Origin of the sequence: Psychromonas sp. 14N.309.X.WAT.B.A12 (assembly GCF_030397575.1) — a bacterium.
GTDB lineage: Bacteria > Pseudomonadota > Gammaproteobacteria > Enterobacterales > Psychromonadaceae > Psychromonas.
On sequence record NZ_JAPNXS010000007.1, the window covers coordinates 205,176 to 227,290 of the forward strand.

Here is a 22,115-nt window from a genome sequence, read left to right on the forward strand (position 1 = left end):
TAATATGCTTTAACAGACCAATATAAACACTAACGTAAAATAGATGAGAGTGTTGATTTTGTCAAAAACTACCTGATAATTTACAGTACTTTACCGCGTAAGGCTTTATTAGTACCAACACGTTTTTTTTCATCAACGCGACGCTTTTTAGCATTACGGGAGGGTTTGGTTGCTTTACGTGATTTTTTAATTTTTACCGCATCTAAAATCAAGGCCTTTAAGCGGCTCAAAGCCTCTTCACGGTTTTTCTCTTGCGTGCGGTGCTCTTGAGATTTCAACACAATCACACCATCTTCTGTAACACGATGATCTGACAATGCTAATAAACGTTGTTTATAAAAGTCTGGCAAAGTAGAGCTTTTAATATCAAAACGTAAATGAATCGCTGAATTCACCTTATTGACGTTTTGTCCACCAGCGCCTTGAGAACGAATCGCAGTTAATTGTAATTGCCAATCGGGAATAGTCACGCCAGCGGAAATAGCTAATGGCATTAGAGGTCATCCTGTGTTGTTTTATTGAGGTAATGCTGTTGATAAACTTCAGCGGGCATACTGGCAATTTGAAAATCGATCATCTGTTTAAACACATTCAATAAAGGCAAAAACTTATCGTAATCATTTTCTAATTCAGATAATAGGTAATAACCTGCCTCGACTGTTGATAGTCCACCTTCTCGAGGTGATTTACGAATTCGGTAACGGCTTTGTTCCTTCACATTAATAGTTAACTTAGGTAATGACTGTAAAAAGGGATTAGTCATTAATAGTTTATAGGCTTTCTTCCAACTACCGTCGAGTAGAATAAACTGTGAATCACTATTTATCTGTGCTGTTTGCTTCAAAGAATCAACGCTTTCAGACTGCTCACTGGGAAACACTAAGAACGTATTACTTAAATCAAATTGTGCCGCATCAAAGATATCCGCAATGGTTAATTTTACCTTAGATAAGGATAAGCCTAAGATACGTGCCGTCCCTATCGCTTTGTTTTGCTCACTGGGATCTTGTAATATATGCAAAAAATGTTGATTATCAAGTGCACAAATTGCATCGCAAATACAGGCAGTTAGTGCTTTGTTACACTCAGTACAGAATGCTCGTTTTGTCATTTATCTCTTTCATCTTTTATTAAGGTTTGCTCAATGCGCACTGTATGGGTCCACACTGCTATTATTTTGACACTCAGTACACTACTGTTTTTATTCCAAGATAATAGTAATCAATGGTTAGCATATTACCACAACGGCATTGCAAAGGGGCAAGTCTGGCGTTTACTAACAGCACACTTTTGCCACACCAATGGTTACCACCTGTTGCTTAATGGAACCGGGTTGATGGTGGTCGCGGCATTATTTTTAGATACCTTCAAGCATTACTCAATGTTAGCCATGATGCTCACAATCGGTTTATTGATTAGTCTGTGTCTATATTGGATTGAACCTGATTTACAGTGGTATGTTGGTTTATCTGGTGTGCTGCATGGTTTATTTGCTTTTGGTGTTTGCGATGAATTGAAAAAAAGAGACAAGTGGGGAGTCATTTTAGGCTTAGGTTTTATTATTAAAGTGGCTTACGAACAGATCAATGGTCCTTCAGCAACGACTGAGGCTTTAATTGGAGCAACTGTCTTGATCAATGCTCATTTATACGGTGCTATTGCTGGAGTAATTTACTTTTCTTTAATGCAAGTCTACTCCAAAGCCGCAATAAAATAGCGAGTCATAAGGCCCTAAAGCAAAAAAGGTAGCCGAAGCTACCTTTAAAATGAACTGAAATAGAGGAGATCATGAGAGTAAAAAACCAAGATATTTCATTTCATCTACCTTAGGGATTCAAAGAACGCTTTATCTCAATTACTGTTGTAATAATGACAATACGTTCTGTGTACTTGCATTTGCCTGTGACAACATTGAAGTACCCGCTTGCTGTAAGATCTGCGCTTTACTCATATTTGATGTCTCAGCGGCAAAATCAGCGTCTTGAATACGAGAGTTAGAAGCGGATAGGTTTTGCGATACATTCTCTAAGTTAGAGATAGTTGAATCTAAGCGGTTTTGAATCGCACCCAAATTCGCACGTGATGATGAGATACTTGCTAAGGCATTATCTACTTTTGCTAAACTATCACTTGCACTTCTTGTGGTCGTTACGTTGAGTTTAAGCTCAGTAACCGCAGTACCACCTACATCAATCACACCTAGTTTAGCTAAAGCCGCTGCTTTGCCAGCATCACTATCTGCCGCACTAGCAATCGTAATATCACCACCAGTTTCATTGGTAAATAAAATACCACCAGAAGCATCTTGTACAGCAGATACTCCCGTTTGCTCTGTTAGTCGATTAATACCTGTAATTTTTTCTTCCAGTGTCAATGAACCGGCAGATGCACCTTTAATATCTAATTCAACACCATTAATCGTTAATGCATCCGCTTCAGTAATCGCACTTGAATCTGAAATAGAGTCACCCGTTACCGCTGCGCCATTGGTTACCATGAAACCAATATTCTTAGTATCTCCAGTAGCACCATTAGTACCAATATCAACACTGATAGGCTCACCTGATTGGCTTGTTAAGCCTAAGTAACCTTCGTAACGAACCTCTTCCCCAGCTGTTGCGCCAGCTTGTAAACCAGCGTTTGAACGCATGCTATCTGGTCCGCCAATAGTAATAGTTTCACCTGTATCATTGTTTAAGATAAGCTGACCATCGTCACCGACATTAGCTTGCAAGCCTGCCACATCACGGTTAATTGTTTCTGCTAAGTTTTCCATTGATGATGTTGGACCTAGGGTCACAGTTTGGTTATCACCAACGGTAAATTCTAATCCGTTTGTTACACCAGTTAATGCAACGCCATTATCATCTAAAGCACGCCCTTCAACAATATTATAAGCATCTGCCACCACACCTGTTGATGCAGTTTGTAGATTAACTGCTTTAGCTATTTCAACTGCACCGCCACCCGCTTCCACTGCAGATAAATCGATACCGTTAATGGCAACTTGTCCATCGACCAACGCGTTTGCACTTACTCGCCCACTGTTTAAGTCGCCTTTATTTACACCGCCATCTAACCCTAGAGCTGCAGTCGTAACTGGATCAATAGAGAAAGTTAAATTTTGTCCTGCATTGGCACCAATTTGTAGGGTCGTTGAGGCATTTGAGCCATCTAATAAATTGCTGCCGTTAAATTGTGTTGTATTGGCAATACGATCTAGTTCAGAGTAAAGCTGATCCACTTCTTCTTGGATGAAAGCTTTATTTTCTGCAGAGTTTGTATCATTGGCAGCTTGAACAGATAGCTCACGCATACGTTGTAGTATGTTTGTCATCTCATCCATCGCACCCTCAGCCGTTTGTGCCATCGAAATACCATCATTCGAGTTACGTACGGCCTGTGTTAAACCTTTAATCTGTGATTGCATCGCAGTAGAGATCGCAAGACCCGCAGCATCATCTTTAGCGCTGTTAATACGCAGACCAGATGATAAACGCTCCATTGCCTCATTTTGCATTGATTGAGTTTTGTTGAGCTGACGTTGTGCATTCAGCGACATGATATTCGTATTAATGACTTGAGCCATGATGTAATCCTTTTATGTCTTGGTGACCCCAATAAGGGAGTGTGGCAATACACTTTCAGTGTTGTAATTTGCCGTCAATTTTTACTCTCACAGTTATTAATGCGATTAATGTGCCAACTTTTAAAATAAAAATAACCATTTTATATCAGTTACTTAAACTTAATTTCTAAGAGTCATTAAACAGTCGGTACATGTTCACCAAATAATTAAAATTAATAGGCAAAAAAAAGAGGCAAACAATTGCCTCTTTTTAAATACAGTTCCTGGTCTCTCTTTATCTAAAGAAAGCGGCAGAATTAGTTTTACATATGATTAAACAAGCTGAGTTTTTGCAGCTGTACAAAAGTTTGCTGAGACACTTCTAACATACTGTGTTTTTGTTGGTACTCGCTGATTGCTGCGGCCATATCTAAGTCTTCTAAAGAGGATAAAGTCGTTTGAATAGTTAAGTTAAAATCCAGAGTAGATTCATATTGATTGTCGATGCTTCTTAACCTTGCACCTACGGCACTTTGCACGTTGGAGACTTTATCTAAGGCACCGTCAATTTGTAATAAAGACATATCAAAAGCAGTATTCTGTTTGGCTAAGGTAGTTTTATCGGTTCCCGGCATACGTAATGCGTCAATGGCAGTTTGGATAGAGGCAAAAATATCTTTCTCTTCACTTTGACGTAATGTAAAAGAGTCTAAATTTTCTACATCCCCTTTGATCTGAGTTTTAATACCATTGAAGGCAATAGCTTGCTCATCTTCATAAGGTGTAGGCGCAATAAACTTGGTTAATCCATAATTATCACCATCGGCAGGTAATCCATCGACTTCCAATGTAATACCATTGATATTTAATAGCTGCGGATCAGCATTATTTGCATCAAAAGTTGTCGATGCTGACGTACCATTTATTGCCACATTAAACTGTTTGCTACCTTGACTTGTCTCAGTAAACTGAATTCCCATTGTACTGTTTACATTAGGATTAACACTGTTAATACCGCCAGCTTCTAGATCAACACTACTAATTGTGACCTTTGCATTACCTTTTACAGCTTGTTCTTTTACTCCATAAACAGAGTACTCAGGACCTTCTTCAGCTGTATTAATTGAAATCGTATAATCTTGATCTAAAAAATCGCGTGCTGCATCTTTATCAACAACATGTCCTGCGCTGACTACACCGCCCCCCATATTGCCTGCACCTAGCTCAGAGACAAACGTCCCATTCCCTTCTGGAATATCCATGAAGATCTTTGCACCAGAATCATTACCTTGTACCAATACACCAGTGCCAATACGGTATTCACGTTCTCCGTTATCACCGTGGTAAACCACTTCCCCAAATTCATTTTTTTGAAAAGGAGCAACATCGACTTCATAACCACCATAAATATATTGGTTATTACCATCTTTTGTATTAGCCACCCCCATTAACTCTTCACGCAATCCTGCTAACTCAATAGCAATAGCCTCGCGATTACCTTCATTCATGGTGCCATTACTACCACTAACCATTAACTCTCGCACACGCTGAATAATATGCGTACTTTGCGATAACGCCGTATCGGATAAGCCATTACTTGATTTAGCAGTTTCACCATTTTTAATATATTGTTCACCAACCGAAAGATCCTGCTTTAAACGCTGGATCGTTGCAATAGCGACCGGATCGTCACTACCATTGATCACTCGCTTGGTGCTGGATAAATGTAAGTTCTTATCACTCAATGAGGCTTGTTGCTCCATCATTGAAGTGGTATTTCGCATAAAAAATAGTGGCGATGAAACGCGCATATAACCTCTCTATGAATCTTTACTAGGCTGACGCCAACTTACACTTAAAAAATAGGTGAAATCGATTAACGAGATGCATTTAAAATACTCTCAAAGACTTCATTTGCCACTGTAATAACACGAGCAGCAGCACTATAGTATTGTTGATACTTTAATAAATTAGCAGCTTCTTCATCCATATTTACACCACTCACTAACTGAATCCTTTCAAATGATTGGTCTTTCAAAATAGAAGCAGATTGCATGGCTACATCGGCATTGGCGGTCTTTGCACCGACTTCTGATATCATGCCGTTATAAACATCTTGAAATGTCGCTTTTTTACCATTCATGATTTTTGCATCTTGCAAATCAGTCATAGCTAACATGTTACGGTTATCACTATCACCGGTTTCATTAAAGACTAAGGTAAACTCATCATTAGGCAGAGGAGCACCTTTCGTTAATTCCACCTCGACACCACCAGCGATAAGTGTCGCTTTACCGCTTAACGGATCAACAGGTGCAGTTAATTCTGCTGCGTTAACTTTAGAACCATTTTTATCAAATACGTTATAAGCCAACACGCTATTATTGCTATTTGCAGAAACTCTAATGGTTAACGGATTATCTTCTTTAACGTAGTGAGGATGAGATTTGTCCACCAGGCCACTCACACGTAACTCAGCAGTTCCTGTATTTAACTCACCGCCTAAAGCTTTTACCTCTGCTTCAGCAGCAGCCACTTTCTTAGGATCAGTTTCTTGTAAACTAGCTTCTAGGGCGCCATAACGCGTTGGGCGTAAGGTAAATGTTTTACCTTCCTGCAATGGAGTCACCATTGAGTCAATGCCAACGCTAATACCAGCCCCAGGAATATCAAAGCGATTATCAGTAGCTAAATCATCAATCGCGACTTGATTTGTTTCACCCGTTCTATTGTTAGTAACAGAAAAAGCGATAGACGTTCCTGGAATATGCTCAGTAACTTTCAATGTTAACTCGTCTGGTGAAAGCGTGGTTAAATCATCGATACGCACACTTAATGCCGCTTTTCCTAAATTATCGTTATGACTTAGAACGCGACTTTCCATAGAGTCTTTGCTGTTTATATCATTAAATAGGTCTTGACCAATTTGACCATCCAGCGTTTGCCCTTGCTTCTGCTGTTCGTTCAGTGCATGAGTCAAACCGATGACACTTTGCCCTAGTTGATTCATCGCAACTTCTAAATCTTTATCTCGACTATTAAATAGCCCAGCTACTTCTCCACCAAGTTGATTACCATTAATCATAGCGGCTTTACCATTAAACTGCAGCGCCAACTGTTTACGCGCAGGATCAGGGTCTCCATCAACAGCTAATACTTCTTGTGCATTCTGCCCCATGACTAAGCCTTGACCACTGCCAATATAAACATTAACCATATGATTATCGGTTGCCACTACTGACGTATTAACATATTTGCTCAGTTCAGTGATTGCTAAATTACGCTTATCCAATAAATCATTAGCTCCCGCTCCGTTACCAGGACCTCCGACAGACGCTATTTGATCATTGAGACTGGCAATACTTGCAGCTAGTTCTGACATCACTGATGCAGAATTCTCGATATCTGCATTGATACCTTTGTATTGATTGTCTAAGTGCTTATACAGGGTGTTATATTGGTTAACCATGCTGCCAGCATCTTCTAAAAAAACCGTACGCGCTTCTAATAGATTAGGATTGTCAGCCACACTGGATAATGATGAAAACATATTAATAACCGGGGTAGTTACAGATGTACTCTCGTTGGATAACAAGCTATCCATTTGATTTGCCTGAGTATACTTTTCTTTGTAATAAGCATGGTTAGTGGTGTTGATCATATTTTCGGTAAAAGCAAACTGATCATAAGCGCGGTCAATGCTACTTACCATTGAGCCAGTGCCAATAAAATGAGAACTTAAACGTTGAGCGCCCGTTGTACTCACATCAACACTTTGACGAGAATAGCCTTCAGTACTTACGTTACTGATATTGTGACTGGTTGTTGCTAAGTTAGCTTGAGAGGTATAAACCCCAGACAGTCCAATTTGTAATAGATCAGCCATTGTTATCTCCTGCAACAACAGCTTTGAAGCTATCGCTATTCATAATTTTTTTCACTTTTTCAGCATATTGTGGATCCGTTGCATAACCTGCATTTTGCAACTCTTCAATGTAACGATCTGCATTACCACCTTGCTGTAAAGCTTGCTCATAACGTTTATTATTTTTAATGAAGTGAGTGTAATCATTAAAGCTTTCTTGCAGCCCTTCATAAACACGGAAGTTAGAGCGACGTTTAACACCCACACCATTTTCTACTTCAAGGCTATTCTTATTGACACTCTCGCCTTGCCAGCCACCATGAGATTTAATATTAAATAGATTAAAACTGCTTTCTTGCTCAGACGTTTGTAGAACTTTCTTACCCCACCCAGTTTCTAAAGCAGATTGTGCAACAAGTACTTCAGGTGTAACGCCTAATGCTTTTGCCGCTTTTTTAGCGTACGGCAATAACGACGCAATAAATGATGAAGGAGTACTAAAGTCAGCCGCCTTAGTTTGCTTGACTTGTTCAGTCACTTCACTAACCCCATTCAATTGATTTTGTTTAGTACTGTCATTAACTCTGGTTATTGATAACTCTCTTAATTGATCCGGCTTATTGAATTGAATATTAGCTGGTGCTGGGTTTAGCTCATGCATTGCCATTGGTTGCGCTTGATTAGGCATGGTTAACTTGTCTTGATCTACAGATTGCAAACGTACCATCGAAGTTGGGTCGAGTTGTCTTACCAAAGCATCCGCTAACCCCAAAGTACCATGCCGGCTGATATCAACAGCGAGCTGCTTATCTTGCATATCTGTATAAAATTTAGTTTGTTGGTTGTTAAATGGGCTTTCCGTCTCAAAAGCTTCATTAGCTTGGCGCATTGATTTAATTAGCATGCTCGCAAACATCGATTCGAATTGATTCGCGACTTCACGTATCGTTTCTTTATCGTTTGTCTTGGTTTTTTGACGCAATTGCTCTAACCCTTGTAAATCAAAGTAATTGCTTGCTTGCGTAATCGTTTGACTGCTCATTAACCAACCTCATTTTTGCTGTAATATTAATAAAGCAAAAAAAATGCCACTTATTTAATTTTCGTGAATAAGTGGCATTTACTAACTAATCATCAAAGCAGATGCAGTTTTTTAAGCAAAGCGCTGTCGCATCGAGTAGAATGCCTGCGGATTTTTGACCCTACCACAAGGAATAATTATGCTTAACCCTGTTTTACTGGCGGTATGTATCATGCTCATACTGTCGATGATGCGTATCAATGTTGTTATCGCGCTGACATTGAGTGCATTAGTTGGCGGTTTAACCGCTGGTTTATCTTTACCTGATACGATTTCAGCTTTTGAAAGTGGTTTAGGTGGCGGTGCAACGATTGCATTAAGTTATGCAATGCTTGGTGCCTTTGCTGTTGCTATTTCAAAGTCAGGTATTACAGATCTTTTATCGCAGGCAATCATTAAACGATTAAATGCCCAACAAGCTCAAAACACATCGCAATTTATTAAGTATGGTGTGTTCTCAGTTATTTTATTAATGACTATCTCTTCACAAAATATTATTCCTGTACATATCGCATTTATTCCAATCCTTATTCCTCCACTATTAGGCGTGTTTAACCGTTTACGTGTCGATAGACGTTTAACAGCCTGTATCTTAACCTTTGGTTTAGTAACACCATATATGGTATTGCCTGTTGGTTTTGGTGGTATTTTCTTAAACAACATCTTGTTAAAAAACCTGCATGATAACGGCTTAGATGTAACAGCTAGCCAAGTACCGACTGCAATGATTTTACCTGCATTAGGTATGGTCACAGGTTTATTAATTGCGATTTTTATTAGCTACCGTAAACCACGTGAGTATCAACAGAAAATTGAAGCAAACAGCACCACTGAATTTAAAACGCTAAACAAACGTCATATTATTGTCGCTTTAATAGCGATTGTGGCGACGTTAAGCGTACAATTAATTACAGGTTCAATGATTGTTGGTTCATTAGCTGGCTTTAGTGTATTCACATTTGGTGGCGTAATTGCTTGGAAAGAAACGCATGATGTATTCACTAAAGGTGTACACATGATGGCAATGATCGGCTTTATTATGATTGCAGCAGCAGGTTTTGCGGCAGTAATGAAAGCAACGGGCAGTGTTGATACATTGGTATCAGCATTATCATCAGGCATTGGCGATAACAAAGCATTAGCCGCACTATTAATGTTAGTGATTGGTTTACTGGTTACCATGGGAATAGGCTCATCGTTCTCAACCATCCCAATTATTGCCACTATCTATGTACCGTTAGCGATTGCTTTTGGTTTCTCTCCGATGGCAATTATTGCCTTAGTGGGTACAGCTGCAGCATTAGGTGATGCCGGTTCTCCAGCCTCTGACTCTACATTAGGTCCAACATCGGGTCTTAATGCAGATGGTCAACACGACCACATTAGAGATACCGTGATCCCAACTTTCTTGCATTACAACATACCTGTTATCACCTTTGGTTGGATAGCTGCAATGACCTTGTAACTAATAAGCCATATACTGTAAATAACAGCCATAACAAAAAAGGAAAGCATCTGCTTTCCTTTTTTAGTTTGTTCTACTTGATTATTAGATAATGATTAACTCACCTTCTAATGCCCCGGCTTGTTTAAGCGCTTCTAATATGGCCATTAAGTCACCAGGAGCAAGACCTACTTCATTAACCGCTCTCACTAAGTCATTAAGGTTCACGCCTGGGTCAAACCTAAACATACGGCTATCAGCTTGAGTGACATCAATGGTACTATTATCAATCACTTCAGTATTACCATTAGCAAACGCATTCGGCTGAGAAACAGTTTTGTTTTCACTGATAGTGACGCTAATTCCACCATGGGTAATAGCTGTTGGCAACAACTTAACGTCTTGGCCAATGACAATGGTACCTGTACGTGAATTAACAATAATTTTGGCACTCGAACGCGCAGGTTCAAATTCTAAATTTTCTAAGGTTGATAAGTATGAAACTCGTTGCGATACATCGCGTGGCGCTAGTACTTGTACTGAAGTCGCATCTAACATACTCGCCGTGTGAGGGCCCACTAAGTTATTAATGGTATCAGCCATTTTTTTAGCTGTAGTAAAGTCAGCTTTGTGTAAATTAAAGGTAATAGTGTCACCCTGTCCGAAAGGTGATAATACCTCTCTTTCAACAATTGCTCCATTTGAAATGCGACCAACTGTTGGAGTGTTAATCACTACCTTAGAGCCATCGGCACCTTCTGCCCCTAAGCCTCCAACGACTAGACTACCTTGAGCTAGTGCGTACACTTTACCATCAACCCCTTTCAAAAAAGTTTGTAGCAACTCACCACCACGTAAACTTTTAGCTTCACCAATTGCAGATACGGTAATATCAATGGTTTGACCAGGTTTAGTAAAAGGTTTTAATTCCGCTGTAATAGCAACTGGTGCTACATTTTTAATTTTTAAGGTTTCACCTGGTGGCACGTTAATACCAAAATTTCGTAACATAGTTGAGAAAGCTTGCTCGGTAAAAGCACTGCTCTTTTCACCAGTTCCAGGTAAGCCAACTACTAGACCATAACCAACCAATTGGTTACTACGTACCCCTTGCACACTAGCAATATCTTTAATTCTCGCAGCATCAGCAATGCTAGCAAACAGTAGTAAACTAAATACAATACAAGTATTTAGCAGTAACTTGGTGTTATTCAATATAGTAAATGGCATATTCTTCTCCAATACATTACCCATTAAGGCAATGTTTACGTTATAACTGTTGGCTAATGTAAGACAACATTTCATCCACAGCAGAAACCACTTTTGAATTCATTTCATAAACACGTTGACTCTCAATCAGGTTCACTAATTCTTCTGTCACATTCACGTTTGAAGTTTCCAACATCCCTTGACGGATAAAGCCTAAACCATCAGCACCTGGTACACCTTCAATCGGTGCACCTGATGCGCCAGTCTCTGCAAATAAGTTTTCACCAAGTGGCTCTAAGCCTGATGCATTAATGAAAGCATTGACATTTAACTGTCCAACTACTTGGTTCGCAGCTTGACCAGCAATACTTACTGATACTTCACCTTGCGCACCAATACTAATTGATTGTGCATCATCTGGAATTTGTACTTGCGGTACTAAAGGGTAACCAGAGCCAGGCGTTACCATCACTCCTTCTTCATTTAGCATAAACTGACCATTACGAGTAAATGCAGAGCTACCATCAGGCATCTCGATTTCAAAAAAACCTTTACCGTCGATCATCACATCCAATGAATTATTAGTCGTTAGCGCATTACCCTGTGAAAAGTTCTTTTGCACCGCAACGACTTTTGCTCCCGAACCAATCATCAAACCAGAAGGTAGTTTAGTATCCTGTGTCGCATTAGCGCCTGGTTGATTAACATTTTGGTAAAGTAAATCTTCAAAAATAGCTCTACTTTTTTTAAAACCAACGGTACTTGCATTGGCTAAGTTATTTGAAATGGTGGCAACGTTAGTTTGCTGTGCATCTAACCCTGTTTTACTAATCCATAAAGCGGAATGCATACACTTCTCCTTAAACTTTTAATTTATAATCAATGATTAAACGATCTTTAATAGAGATTCTGAACTCTGATCTATCTCTTCCGCTTTTTTCATCATCTTGACCTGCATTTCAAAATTACGCTGCAGGTTGATTAAACTCGTCAACTCACCGCTTAAATTTACGTTTGAGGCTTCTAAAGCACCACTAGTAACTACTACCTCATTAGATACTTCAGGCTGTTGCCCATCTATACGTCGAAAATAGCCGTCTTCTCCACGCATTAAATCTTGAATATTGGGGTTCACTAATTTTAGCTGTGCAACCTCTTCCATACCGTCTGCGGGTGCTCCTTCAGGACGAATCTCAATAACACCATCATGACGAATAGAAAACTTTTCAATAGGCATCGGCACAAAAATACTATTGCCTACGCTATCCAGTACTTCCTGCCCATTTGCATCAATTAAGAAGCCATCAGCAGTAATATTAAAATCCCCGCTACGTGTTAGCCCTTCATCTCCAGCATCAGCTCTCACCACAAACCACCCTTCGCCTTCGACGGCAACATCTAACTCTCGACCAGTCTCATGTACTATACCGCTGTCAAAATTTTGTCCTGGAGATTCTGCTAATGAAAAGACGCGAGTCGGTAACCCATCACCATGAACTTGCATACTACGAGCTTGTTCAAAGCTAGCTTTGAACCCAGTTTTGCTTGCATTTGCTAGGTTATTACTGTGAATCGCTAAGGCATTCATGTTCTCTTTAGCGCCAGACATTGATACATAAAGAAAATTATCCATTTTGACTTCCTTAACAATTCAAAGGTAAATAACAGCGAACAAGGTGTTTACTGTTTCGATAAATATAATTGCAAACATTGTGCCAACAAAGTAATTAGAGCGAATAAAATAGGTTGGATAAAAATACTGGAAGGACCTTAAACAAAAACGCACCCAAATGGGTGCGTTTAAAAATAATATAAATTAGCTTCTATTAACGAATTTGTAGGATTGTTTCTTGTAATGAAGAGCTAATCTCTAATGAACGAGAATTTGCCTGAAAGTTACGTTGTGCACTAATCAAATCAACTAACTCAGTGGTTAAATCAACATTAGATTGCTCTAAAGCACCAGAACTAATACTACCAAACGTACCTGATCCAGCTTCTCCAGTAAGTGGGCCGCCAGAACTTTGAGATTCAGTCCAATTAGAGCCAGTTTGCGATAAACCTTGCTCATTTCTAAAACGTACCATTGCCACTCGAGCTAATGGATCTGAAGTACCATTACTATAAGAAACTTGTACTAGACCATCTGAGCCAATTTCAATACCCGTCAAACGACCTACCGTTAATCCATTTTGCTCTAGTCCCGTTACTTGGAAAGCAGAAGCAAATTGAGTAGGCTCTTCAAACTCAAGTGTAATTGCTTGAGTGCCATCAGCACCTGCAGATAAAACATCTGCGCCGTCAACACCTAAATTTTCAAAGGCCAAGACTTCAGGGCTTGAATCAACATAACCACCGTTTTCATCAAAGTTAAGTACGATACCATTATGCACTACTCCATCAGCATCTGTGTAACTTGCTGAAGTACCAATTGCATCATCAAAAGCGCCGTCGCCATTTGCATCTTGGAAGTAGTTGGCCGCCTCAACGCTATCCACAGGCTTGTTATCGACAGTTACAAATGAAACCCATTGGTTAGTGCCATCGGCAGAACCATTTTCCGGTTTAACATAGTAGGTATTTAGAACATGCGGCTCACCTAGAGAATCATAAATAGTAACCGAAGTGGCATTATTGTAGGTATCTGGATCTGAAGGATCGAAATCAGCAAGTGGTTTCTCTTCATCTCCCGCAGGTAAATTAAGGCTAATACTAACCGCATCTGTTTTAACGGGTGTACCCGCTGTTTCAGGAATCTTAATTGGTTGTGTTGTAGCCAAACTTAGCGAAGAAGAACTACCATCAGGGTTAACAGGAAATGCTTGTAAATAGTTACCACTGTTGTCAACCACATAGTTTTCTGAGTTTAATTTAAATGTACCAGAACGCGTATAGTTAACATTATTATCGTCAAGACCAGGTGCGGTAGCGAAAAAACCACTACCAGTAATCGCTAAATCTAATGGGTTATCGGTAAACTTAAGGCTACCTTGATGGAATTGTTGCGCTACAGCAGATACTGCCGCACCATCGCCCACTTTTGTCGCACTATTAGTGAATAAGGAGTTTGCGTATACACTATCAAACTCGGCACGAGACTCTTTAAAACCAGCAGTACTGACATTAGAGATATTATTAGCAGTTGCATCTAAATCTGTTTGTGCAGCTGAAATTCCGCTTAATGCTATATTAAATGACATAGTAATTTCCTTTAATTATATATTTTCTGCAACTTCAATTGCTTCATCCAGTTCAATACCGCCTAACCCTTTCAGGTTTAAATAGACGCTTGCAGAACCACCACCTAAACTGACACTTTCAACATGCGCATAACTCGCAGTTGTTAATGCCTCTCCATTTCCGTTCACAGAACCAAAAGCTTCAAAAGTATAGGTGCCTTGTGGGGCAGGTTTGCCGTCGGCATCTAACCCATCCCAATCAAAGCGTTGGTTACCCGCACCAATTTCACCTAACTCAATGGTTTTAACAACATTACCAGCACTATTTTTAACAGAAACGGTAGTATTGATTGCACCAGTATTACTGGTGATAGAACCCGATGCGATCCCGCCTTCAGGAAGGAAAGCTTGATTATTTGGCACTAATACTTTTTTACCAACCAGTGAAGAAGCTTCTAAGGCTTGACTAGAATTAAGCACTTCTTTTATACCGGCAAATTCTGTTCCTAATGTGGCAATACCTTCGGCTGTAGTAAATGATGACATTTGAGAAATCATTTCCGCATTTTCAACGGGTGAAAATGGGTCTTGATAAGCCAGTTGCTGTGAAAGCAAGGAGAAAAAATCTTCTTGATCTAATTGTTGCTCAGCATCAATTTCTGTATTTTTCTTAATTTGTTCTTCAGTTAATGGCTTGGTTAAACTGAGACCTGATGAGGTTATAGTAGTCATCTAATTATCCTTATTTACCCATTTGCAATGTACGGCTTAACATCTGTTTTGCTGCATCGGCAATTTGCACATTAGTTTGGTACGAGCGTGAAGCACTTATCATATTAGCCATCTCTTCCATTACATTGACATTAGAGTGAAAAATAAAACCATCTTCATCCGCTTTAGGATGATTAGGCGCATATTCTCGATTTAATTCGGCAGTACTTTCTACAATCCCCTGCACTTTCACTCCGACACTACTATCGAGTCCACCCATTGCTCTGTCTAACTCTGCGGCAAAAACAGGGTGACGCGCTTTATAAGTTTCATCAATATTACTACTAACGCTATTGGCATTCGCTAAGTTACTAGCAGTGGTATTTAATCGCACAGATTGCGCACTCATCCCAGTGCCGGCAACATCTAATACTTTTAATAAACTCATGATTTTTCTCCCACTAGCAATTATTGACCTTTAATGGCCATGCGTAATCCTGAAATCTTACTATTCAAAAAATCTAAACTAGCTTGATATTCCATACTGTTTTTCATAAACAAATTACGTTCAACTTCTAAATCAACAGAATTACCATCACCGGTGTCTGGTTGATTGGAAGCACGATACAATAATCCATTTTGTGCCATTGAACTTGAGAAACCAGGCTTATGAAGCGTGTCGGTACGATTTAACGACATACCACTCCCTGACTTAGCTGCATTTAAAGCATCTTTGAAATTGATATCTTTTGCTTTGTAATTAGGTGTATCTGCATTAGTAATATTCGACGCTAAAATCTCAGTACGACGAGAGCGAATACCTAATGTGTGCTGATGAATGCCTAATGCTTTTTCAAAGTTAAGTGCCATAAATTTCTCCTTTGTTTAGATAAATGCAAAGCTTGTGCCAAAAATATAAACAATAGAGTTGATAAGGTGAGTTTTTGTCAAGAGCGAGGGATAGAAAGCTATAAGTGTTTATTTATATCAATTAGATAAATATCATAAAGCCTCAATTCTATCTAATCTTGGCCAATACAGAAAATGAAAGCAATACCCTGTTAATGAAAAATGGCACATCGATAAAGTGCCAAAAAAAAGAGGCAATAGTTGCCTCTTTAATATCATCTTAAAACCGCTTTATTGCTACTTTTTCAATTTATAAATAATACCCGGGTTACAACGTACCATTTCAAACTTATCAGTTAATCCGTTTAAGGATTCAGAAGCACCTAAAATAAGATAACCACCTGGATTTAAAGCACCTGCAAACTGGTTTAATATTTTAGCTTTAACGTCATTAGAAAAGTAGATCAAAACATTACGGCAAAAGATTAAATCAAACTTGCCTAGTGATGCATAACTATCTAATAGATTAAGACGTCTAAAAGAAGTCAATTTTTTGACCTCTGGTCTGACTTGCATTTTGTTAGTTAAACCATGTACAGGAATAAAGAACTGGCGTTTACGAGTCTCTGATAAACCTCGAGATAAAGCTAACAAATCGTATTGCCCCAGGTTGCATTGCGCCAACATTGAGTCAGAAATATCAGTACCAATAATTTGTGTTGTCAGCTTGCTCGTAGGTTTAGCTTTTACATACTCAAGTGCAGTCATCGCTATTGAATAAGCTTCTTGGCCCGATGAACTAGCAGAAGACCAAATTTTAATATTTTTCTTTGTCTCTAATAACTCAGGGAAAAGCTTATGAGTTAATAATTCAAAAGGATAAGTATCACGAAACCATAAAGTTTCATTGGTTGTCATCGCATCAACCACAGCACTACGTAACTGTGAGTTCATACTGTTAATAACTTTTTCTATTAATTCATCTAAATCAGTTAAGTTAAATTGAGTTATAAGTGGACTTAAACGACTTTTAACTAAATATTGCTTATTATCCCCTAATACGATGCCGCATTGTTTTTCTAGAAAAAGAGCAAATTTTTTATAAAGTTGATCAGACAAAATTTTCACTAATAATTACCTGCATTCCATTGTTTGAGTTGAAGTCATATATGTTAATAAACAAAAAATATTGTAAATAACTTACCATTAAAAGCTATTCTATTTATTATACTTCTTAACAGTTAATGACCTTTTGTACTGCTATCGCCAGTTCATCTGGATTGAATTTAGCAATAAAGTCATTCGCCCCTACTTTTTCAACCATCGCCTGATTAAAGATACCACTGAGTGAAGTGTGTAAAATAATGTATAAGTCTTTCATATCAGGATGTGTTTTTATTTCAGACGTTAAGGTATACCCATCCATTTCAGGCATTTCCACATCGGAGATCATCAATGCATATTTTTCAAATACTGGTTGTGTTTTAGAGACTTCTTGTAAAATTTGCAGCGCTTCTTTACCATTTTTTGCTAGGTCACATTCCAAACCAAGAGCCGTTAAAGTGCGTTGTATCTGTTTACGTGCCACCGATGAGTCATCTGCCACTAAGATTTTTTTGTTTTCCATATTATCAATGGTAATTTGCTCTGTGACCTCTGTGTTAACTGGCGCGATTTCATCCAGTATTTTTTCAACATCAAGTACTTCAACCAATGAGTTATCTACTTCAGTCACAGCAGTTAAATAACTGTAACGGCTACTTCCTGCTGGCGGTGGTAAGATATCTTCCCAATTAATATTAATGATACGTTCAACAGAACCCACTAAGAAGCCTTGTACCGAGCGATTATATTCAGTAACGATAATAAAGCGATTTTCAATGTCATCAATTGCTCTACCACCAGTTGCTAGGTTCATATCAATAATAGAAATTGCCTGTCCACGCACATAAGCAACACCACGAATAGCGCCATTTAATTTAGGTAGAACAGTTAAAGGAGGGCATTGTAAAACTTCTCTTACTTTAAAAACGTTAATGCCATAACGTTGAATTCCGCCTAATTTAAAAAGCAATAGCTCAAGTCTATTTTGTCCTACCAACTGAGTACGTTGGTTAACTGAGTCTAAAACTCCTGCCATATTCTAGTCCTTTTTGTTATGGTTATTGTTAAGTAAAAAAAGTTTATAATATTTTACTACGTTATTTCACCATGAAACAAATTCACTTAACTTAAGGTGAGCAAATTGCTTCGATTTATTTTCATAGTCCTAAGTCTAGGTACTTCTCATATTTTTGCATCATCTAATTACTCAAAAGAGGTAGAAAAGTTTGCTGAAACGCTTATTTTTGATAAATATCAGGCTACTTTTGAATTAACAGAAGAACAAAAGTTATATATAAAAGCAAATCCAATTACCAATAGAGTCAATTTTACTGAATGTAAAGTCCCTTTAGAGGGGTATATTGTTGGCGATAAAATAAAAAGTAATACCGCTGTTAAAGTATCTTGCAAAGATAATAATCCGTGGGATTTATACGTAAGAGTTAAAGTACAAACGCTGATCCCATTAATTGTTAGCAGTCGTCCACTGAGTAAAGGTGAAACATTAGATGAAGAAAATATCGAGCTAATTTACAAAGCGAAATCACAAGTAAGAGGCAGTACTTTCTCTGAACTAGCTCCTTTAAATGGTGTCAGACTTAAACGCAACGTCTCCTCTAAAAGAAGTATTCGTTTTAAAGATGTTTGTTATGTCTGTAAAGGCGATAAGGTGACTATTACCGCAAACCAAAGCGGACTAAAAATAAAAGCCTCGGGTATTGCTTTAACAGATGGTAATATAGGCAGTACAGTAAGAGTAAAAAATACTCGTACCCAACGCGAAGTAGTTGGAACAGTATATGCTTTAAAAGAAGTACAAGTTTCTTTTTAAAAAGTCAGCTTTTCGCTAATTTTAGCTAAAGTTATTTACTCCCTTGCCGATACGTTAACTATGTAGACTAATTGGAATACGATTATGAGTATAAATATCAACCGTCAATCATTACAAAATAGTATTGCGATTGACCAAAATAACTCACTCAAGAAAAATAGTGGCAACATAGCCGATAAAAAAGATGTGCAAAATCCCCATAAGGACTCTGTACAACTAACATCGCAAGCAGTGAATTTAAATAAAATGCAAAAACAAGCTTCAAGTGAGTCTCAAGTGGATATGAAACGTGTTGAAACATTAAAAGCAGCTATTTTGAAAGGTGATTACAAGATTAACTCCGCGCAGTTAGCTGAAAACATCGGTAAATTTGAAAATGACTTTAGCGACGCATATCCAAGTTAACCTGTTACCTAAAAAGAATATTGCATGTTAAAAGATCAGTTAATTGAACTACTCGAATCGATTAAAGTACTCCATGGATTACTTGATGAAGAAAGAACATGCCTTAAAGAAAAGTCCTTCGACAATTTAAATCTAATATTATCCAACAAACAAAAGCTGCTGCAAAGCATTGGTGGCTCAAATAAAGCAATTAGCAGCAAAGATAATTTACGTTTAATCCAAGAAGATAGTCAATTATTAGCGTTGAAGCAAGATATAGAAAGTCGCTTGTTAGCTTGTCAAAAAGATAATGATATTAACGGACGTTTAATAGAGTTAAGCATGCAAAGTAATAAGCACTTAATGCAAGTACTGACACAAGCTAAAGGAAAAAATACCGTAACCTATGATCAAAAAGGAGTCTTAAATAGTGCGAGTTTGTTAGGAAAGAACATTCAAGCTTAACACTTTTAATCCTTCCCCTATCATCAGCTAACAATAAAGAGCAAGTTAGTAATATATTTGGCTTGGCACTTTTATAACTTCACTTCTGTCAGTAAATTCAGCACTTTTAAGATAAGGTAAAGTCTCCATGTTCAAACCTAATTCAGTTATATAGAGGTCTTTTTCATGGTAACTACGTAATACCTTAGCCCCCCTTACTAAACCCTTCACCTTAGTGCTCATGCCATCATTGCGTAGTTGATATTGTTGTACACTATTCTCAGAACTCAACATTACGCCATAGACCTGCTCAGCGAGCTCTTTATAAGCTTCTAACTTTGAAGCCTTAATAGCATTCAGCATTTTAATATCATCGGTAGCGCCAGTCTGAGCACTCATTGTTGCATATCCGATGGCGACAAATTTATAGGTATCCACCTTTTCAACTTCTACAACTTCTTTCTTAAACAAAGAACACCCCGTTAACAACAGACTAGAAAATAATGCTGTTACTAATAGGTTCCCTTGTAACTTACTCTTGGACATCGAAAACTCCTTAAATATAAACTGATAAGCTGTCTGAATATAATTTCTTATAATTTAGATTAAGCAATATTCATACCCACTATAATTATTAATGTTATTGAGTGGCACTTAAGGGAGTCTTATTGATAGATAATGGAGAATTGGCTGCTAGGAACCACAATAGGAAGCTAAAAAAATAGCTGAACGGCTTAGATTTATAAACAGAAAAATCATTCATTACCTCAATGATTTTTCAACAGTCGGAACGGGTAGCACTCATAAACGATGCAACCCACTTTAAATTAGATAGCTGTAATTACTCAACTAAACGAACTAACACACGATTATCGTTGCTGCTACTGTTACGTGAAATATAGTTTCTAGGACGGTAATCATAAATGCCACCGACGAACATACGCTCTGGTATAAATGCGCTAGAAGTTGATTCTACTGCATTATCTAATGCATTAACGATACGGACATTCACAATAACCCCTTCTTCATTACGTGAAATGGTTCCTGTTAAAATACGACCAACATCAACATTTTTATTGAGTTTCTTCCAGTCTCTGGTAACAGCAAATTCACCTGCAGGAGTAACCTGGATACTACCGGTTAACTTGTAATCAACTACACGTAGTTGTCTGATATGCAACTCATGTATAAACTGTTCAGAGATAGTTTGCCCTAACCAACTAGTATTGTTGTAATCGTTAAGATCAACTAAAGAAGTTAATGCTAATGAGCTGTTATGGTATTGGTCGTGATAGTTATGAAGTAATTGATCCGCCATTTTACTGACGATCTCAGATAAGATTAATGATTTCTTACCTTGAAAAGTATAAAGATGTCCATATCCATTAGAGCCAGTTTTAACGCCGCCAGTGTCACTGTCATCGTCAGATAAGTAATTATTACTCGTTGAATGGGCAATATAATAATAAAGATAATTCTCACTATTACGTGCAACTTCTTTTTCTTTGATCGCTTCATACTCTTTAGCTGACATAAGCTTTACAGAGGCACATCCTTGAAGCATAAAAATCAATGTTGAAATAATAAGTAGTATTTTCATTAAGCCCTGCCTTGGTAATAAAATGTTATCTGATATTACTATCGGCACGATGAGCTATAACTTTAGAGATAAAGAGATAAAAATTAAGAAAGTAAAAATATAGAATACTTCTAGACTTTAAAGAATAATAATAAAAATCAATAATATGATTGTCTATATCTTGTCTTTAAGCCGTTTATGATAAAAAATAAACTTTCCTAATTCATTACAATTAGATTGATATACGGGACGTAGCTCAATGGGATAGAGCAGCCGCCTCCTAAGCGGCAGGTTGTGGATTCGATTTCCACCGTTCCGACCATCACACCAATCAAAAGAAAACCATAATAAAAAACAAACAGCATAAAAGGCACTAGCAGAGCTCTTCTGCTTATTGCTATAACCTTGTTCAAGGTAGCTTAAAGGTGCGTAATAAAGCTTTTAAAGCAATAAAATTAAACATAGAACGATAATACCTACGTATTATTCACCCTCGATTCCATCTCCACATCAATGAATTTTAGACATAAAAAAACCTGTCGATGTTAATCAACAGGGGTTGTTTAATGAGGCGCTTGGCGATGAAAAGTCGTCGCAGCGCTTCTCTGCTCGTGGGCCATCGCTGTCGCGGATCCACCAGGGCACGCCGAGCTTAGCCCACTCATAAACTGATACTGGCGTATCATTCGCCCCTAGCTATCACACATAAGGCCGGCCACTGCGTGGCGCTTATTTATCCCATGCTCAAGTCGGCATAAACCAACAGCCAACAACGAAAAAATCCCTGCTGACATAGTCAACAGGGATTGTTCGAATTAGGCGCTTGGCGATGACCTACTTTCACATGGGGAGACCCCACACTATCAT

At 38.2% G+C, this 22,115-nt stretch carries 22 protein-coding genes and 1 tRNA gene; 6 read left to right on the forward strand and 17 right to left on the reverse strand.

The window, feature by feature from the left end:
• Positions 1-80: 80 nt before the first annotated feature.
• A complete protein-coding gene (gene arfB / locus OW492_RS11265; RefSeq protein WP_290040048.1) occupies positions 81-494 on the reverse strand; it encodes an alternative ribosome rescue aminoacyl-tRNA hydrolase ArfB in 414 nt (137 codons plus the stop codon).
• Positions 494-1,111: a tRNA-uridine aminocarboxypropyltransferase gene (locus OW492_RS11270; protein ID WP_290040049.1), complete on the reverse strand. Its 618-nt coding sequence runs from the start codon at positions 1,109-1,111 to the stop codon at positions 494-496. The genes arfB and OW492_RS11270 overlap by 1 nt, the downstream gene beginning before the upstream one ends.
• A gap of 33 nt (positions 1,112-1,144) precedes the next feature.
• Here OW492_RS11270 and rrtA point away from each other — a divergent pair, with 33 nt between their 5' ends.
• Entirely contained in the window at positions 1,145-1,717 is a 573-nt protein-coding gene (rrtA, locus tag OW492_RS11275; protein WP_290040050.1) for a rhombosortase, read from the forward strand.
• Between the two features lie 138 nt (positions 1,718-1,855).
• On the opposite strand, the gene OW492_RS11280 is transcribed toward rrtA, so the two are convergent.
• The 4 genes from OW492_RS11280 to flgJ all read right to left on the reverse strand — a co-directional run bounded on the left by OW492_RS11280 (position 1,856) and on the right by flgJ (position 8,475).
• Entirely contained in the window at positions 1,856-3,589 is a 1,734-nt protein-coding gene (locus tag OW492_RS11280; protein WP_290040051.1) for a flagellin, read from the reverse strand.
• Between the two features lie 302 nt (positions 3,590-3,891).
• Entirely contained in the window at positions 3,892-5,379 is a 1,488-nt protein-coding gene (flgL, locus tag OW492_RS11285; protein WP_290040052.1) for a flagellar hook-associated protein FlgL, read from the reverse strand.
• Between the two features lie 65 nt (positions 5,380-5,444).
• Positions 5,445-7,454 (reverse strand): flagellar hook-associated protein FlgK, encoded by a 2,010-nt coding sequence (gene flgK / locus OW492_RS11290; protein WP_290040053.1) that lies wholly within the window; start codon positions 7,452-7,454, stop codon positions 5,445-5,447.
• Positions 7,447-8,475, reverse strand: coding sequence for a flagellar assembly peptidoglycan hydrolase FlgJ (gene flgJ / locus OW492_RS11295; protein WP_290040054.1), 1,029 nt, complete (start codon positions 8,473-8,475; stop codon positions 7,447-7,449). The genes flgK and flgJ overlap by 8 nt, the downstream gene beginning before the upstream one ends.
• 178 nt (positions 8,476-8,653) lie before the next feature.
• Between flgJ and OW492_RS11300 the strand changes: the two genes are divergently transcribed.
• Positions 8,654-9,979 carry a Na+/H+ antiporter family protein gene (locus OW492_RS11300; protein ID WP_290040055.1) on the forward strand — a complete coding sequence of 442 codons (1,326 nt, stop codon included), beginning with the start codon at positions 8,654-8,656 and terminating at the stop codon, positions 9,977-9,979.
• Between the two features lie 84 nt (positions 9,980-10,063).
• Here OW492_RS11300 and OW492_RS11305 read toward each other — a convergent pair whose 3' ends face one another.
• From OW492_RS11305 to OW492_RS11345, 9 genes are all read right to left on the reverse strand, one after another.
• Complete coding sequence (locus OW492_RS11305; protein ID WP_290040056.1) at positions 10,064-11,188, reverse strand: flagellar basal body P-ring protein FlgI; 1,125 nt, start codon at positions 11,186-11,188, stop codon at positions 10,064-10,066.
• A 40-nt stretch (positions 11,189-11,228) separates the two neighbouring features.
• Positions 11,229-12,017, reverse strand: coding sequence for a flagellar basal-body rod protein FlgG (flgG, locus tag OW492_RS11310; RefSeq protein WP_290040057.1), 789 nt, complete (start codon positions 12,015-12,017; stop codon positions 11,229-11,231).
• A gap of 36 nt (positions 12,018-12,053) precedes the next feature.
• Positions 12,054-12,800 carry a flagellar basal body rod protein FlgF gene (locus tag OW492_RS11315; RefSeq protein WP_290040058.1) on the reverse strand — a complete coding sequence of 249 codons (747 nt, stop codon included), beginning with the start codon at positions 12,798-12,800 and terminating at the stop codon, positions 12,054-12,056.
• A 193-nt stretch (positions 12,801-12,993) separates the two neighbouring features.
• Positions 12,994-14,367, reverse strand: a complete 1,374-nt coding sequence (gene flgE, locus OW492_RS11320; protein ID WP_290040059.1) for a flagellar hook protein FlgE — start codon at positions 14,365-14,367, stop codon at positions 12,994-12,996.
• 15 nt (positions 14,368-14,382) lie between these two features.
• Entirely contained in the window at positions 14,383-15,078 is a 696-nt protein-coding gene (locus OW492_RS11325; protein ID WP_290040060.1) for a flagellar hook assembly protein FlgD, read from the reverse strand.
• A gap of 10 nt (positions 15,079-15,088) precedes the next feature.
• A complete protein-coding gene (gene flgC, locus OW492_RS11330; protein WP_113820364.1) occupies positions 15,089-15,505 on the reverse strand; it encodes a flagellar basal body rod protein FlgC in 417 nt (138 codons plus the stop codon).
• A gap of 20 nt (positions 15,506-15,525) precedes the next feature.
• Complete coding sequence (gene flgB, locus OW492_RS11335) at positions 15,526-15,927, reverse strand: flagellar basal body rod protein FlgB (protein WP_290040061.1); 402 nt, start codon at positions 15,925-15,927, stop codon at positions 15,526-15,528.
• Between the two features lie 276 nt (positions 15,928-16,203).
• Complete coding sequence (locus tag OW492_RS11340; protein ID WP_290040062.1) at positions 16,204-17,034, reverse strand: protein-glutamate O-methyltransferase CheR; 831 nt, start codon at positions 17,032-17,034, stop codon at positions 16,204-16,206.
• Positions 17,035-17,140: 106 nt separating this feature from the next.
• A complete protein-coding gene (locus OW492_RS11345) occupies positions 17,141-18,046 on the reverse strand; it encodes a chemotaxis protein (RefSeq protein WP_290040063.1) in 906 nt (301 codons plus the stop codon).
• A gap of 96 nt (positions 18,047-18,142) precedes the next feature.
• On the opposite strand from OW492_RS11345, the gene flgA reads away from it, so the two are divergent.
• From flgA to OW492_RS11360, 3 genes are all read left to right on the forward strand, one after another.
• Entirely contained in the window at positions 18,143-18,841 is a 699-nt protein-coding gene (gene flgA / locus OW492_RS11350) for a flagellar basal body P-ring formation chaperone FlgA (RefSeq protein ID WP_290040064.1), read from the forward strand.
• An 84-nt stretch (positions 18,842-18,925) separates the two neighbouring features.
• Positions 18,926-19,246 (forward strand): flagellar biosynthesis anti-sigma factor FlgM, encoded by a 321-nt coding sequence (gene flgM, locus OW492_RS11355; RefSeq protein WP_290040065.1) that lies wholly within the window; start codon positions 18,926-18,928, stop codon positions 19,244-19,246.
• A 24-nt stretch (positions 19,247-19,270) separates the two neighbouring features.
• On the forward strand, positions 19,271-19,690 hold the full coding sequence (locus OW492_RS11360) for a flagellar protein FlgN (RefSeq protein WP_290040066.1): 420 nt from the start codon (positions 19,271-19,273) through the stop codon (positions 19,688-19,690).
• A gap of 45 nt (positions 19,691-19,735) precedes the next feature.
• Here OW492_RS11360 and OW492_RS11365 read toward each other — a convergent pair whose 3' ends face one another.
• Both OW492_RS11365 and OW492_RS11370 read right to left on the reverse strand, forming a co-directional pair.
• Positions 19,736-20,215 carry a hypothetical protein gene (locus OW492_RS11365; RefSeq protein WP_290040067.1) on the reverse strand — a complete coding sequence of 160 codons (480 nt, stop codon included), beginning with the start codon at positions 20,213-20,215 and terminating at the stop codon, positions 19,736-19,738.
• Positions 20,216-20,510: 295 nt separating this feature from the next.
• Positions 20,511-21,269, reverse strand: a complete 759-nt coding sequence (locus OW492_RS11370; protein WP_290040068.1) for a FlgO family outer membrane protein — start codon at positions 21,267-21,269, stop codon at positions 20,511-20,513.
• Positions 21,270-21,493: 224 nt separating this feature from the next.
• Here OW492_RS11370 and OW492_RS11375 point away from each other — a divergent pair.
• Positions 21,494-21,570, forward strand: a tRNA-Arg gene (locus OW492_RS11375).
• Positions 21,571-22,115: the final 545 nt, after the last annotated feature.

Excerpts from the sequence above, each read along its gene's own strand:
- OW492_RS11360 (WP_290040066.1), top strand. The coding sequence starts at position 19,271 with ATGTTAAAAGATCAGTTAATTGAACTACTCGAATCGATTAAAGTACTC.
- flgM (WP_290040065.1), top strand. The coding sequence starts at position 18,926 with ATGAGTATAAATATCAACCGTCAATCATTACAAAATAGTATTGCGATT.
- OW492_RS11370 (WP_290040068.1), bottom strand. The coding sequence starts at position 21,269 with ATGAAAATACTACTTATTATTTCAACATTGATTTTTATGCTTCAAGGA.
- OW492_RS11315 (WP_290040058.1), bottom strand. The coding sequence starts at position 12,800 with ATGGATAATTTTCTTTATGTATCAATGTCTGGCGCTAAAGAGAACATG.
- flgG (WP_290040057.1), bottom strand. The coding sequence starts at position 12,017 with ATGCATTCCGCTTTATGGATTAGTAAAACAGGGTTAGATGCACAGCAA.
- flgC (WP_113820364.1), bottom strand. The coding sequence starts at position 15,505 with ATGAGTTTATTAAAAGTATTAGATGTTGCCGGCACTGGGATGAGTGCG.
- flgL (WP_290040052.1), bottom strand. The coding sequence starts at position 5,379 with ATGCGCGTTTCATCGCCACTATTTTTTATGCGAAATACCACTTCAATG.
- flgB (WP_290040061.1), bottom strand. The coding sequence starts at position 15,927 with ATGGCACTTAACTTTGAAAAAGCATTAGGCATTCATCAGCACACATTA.
- flgE (WP_290040059.1), bottom strand. The coding sequence starts at position 14,367 with ATGTCATTTAATATAGCATTAAGCGGAATTTCAGCTGCACAAACAGAT.
- OW492_RS11325 (WP_290040060.1), bottom strand. The coding sequence starts at position 15,078 with ATGACTACTATAACCTCATCAGGTCTCAGTTTAACCAAGCCATTAACT.
- OW492_RS11270 (WP_290040049.1), bottom strand. The coding sequence starts at position 1,111 with ATGACAAAACGAGCATTCTGTACTGAGTGTAACAAAGCACTAACTGCC.
- OW492_RS11345 (WP_290040063.1), bottom strand. The coding sequence starts at position 18,046 with ATGGCAGGAGTTTTAGACTCAGTTAACCAACGTACTCAGTTGGTAGGA.
- flgK (WP_290040053.1), bottom strand. The coding sequence starts at position 7,454 with ATGGCTGATCTATTACAAATTGGACTGTCTGGGGTTTATACCTCTCAA.
- arfB (WP_290040048.1), bottom strand. The coding sequence starts at position 494 with ATGCCATTAGCTATTTCCGCTGGCGTGACTATTCCCGATTGGCAATTA.
- flgJ (WP_290040054.1), bottom strand. The coding sequence starts at position 8,475 with ATGAGCAGTCAAACGATTACGCAAGCAAGCAATTACTTTGATTTACAA.
- OW492_RS11305 (WP_290040056.1), bottom strand. The coding sequence starts at position 11,188 with ATGCCATTTACTATATTGAATAACACCAAGTTACTGCTAAATACTTGT.
- OW492_RS11365 (WP_290040067.1), bottom strand. The coding sequence starts at position 20,215 with ATGTCCAAGAGTAAGTTACAAGGGAACCTATTAGTAACAGCATTATTT.
- OW492_RS11300 (WP_290040055.1), top strand. The coding sequence starts at position 8,654 with ATGCTTAACCCTGTTTTACTGGCGGTATGTATCATGCTCATACTGTCG.
- rrtA (WP_290040050.1), top strand. The coding sequence starts at position 1,145 with ATGCGCACTGTATGGGTCCACACTGCTATTATTTTGACACTCAGTACA.
- OW492_RS11280 (WP_290040051.1), bottom strand. The coding sequence starts at position 3,589 with ATGGCTCAAGTCATTAATACGAATATCATGTCGCTGAATGCACAACGT.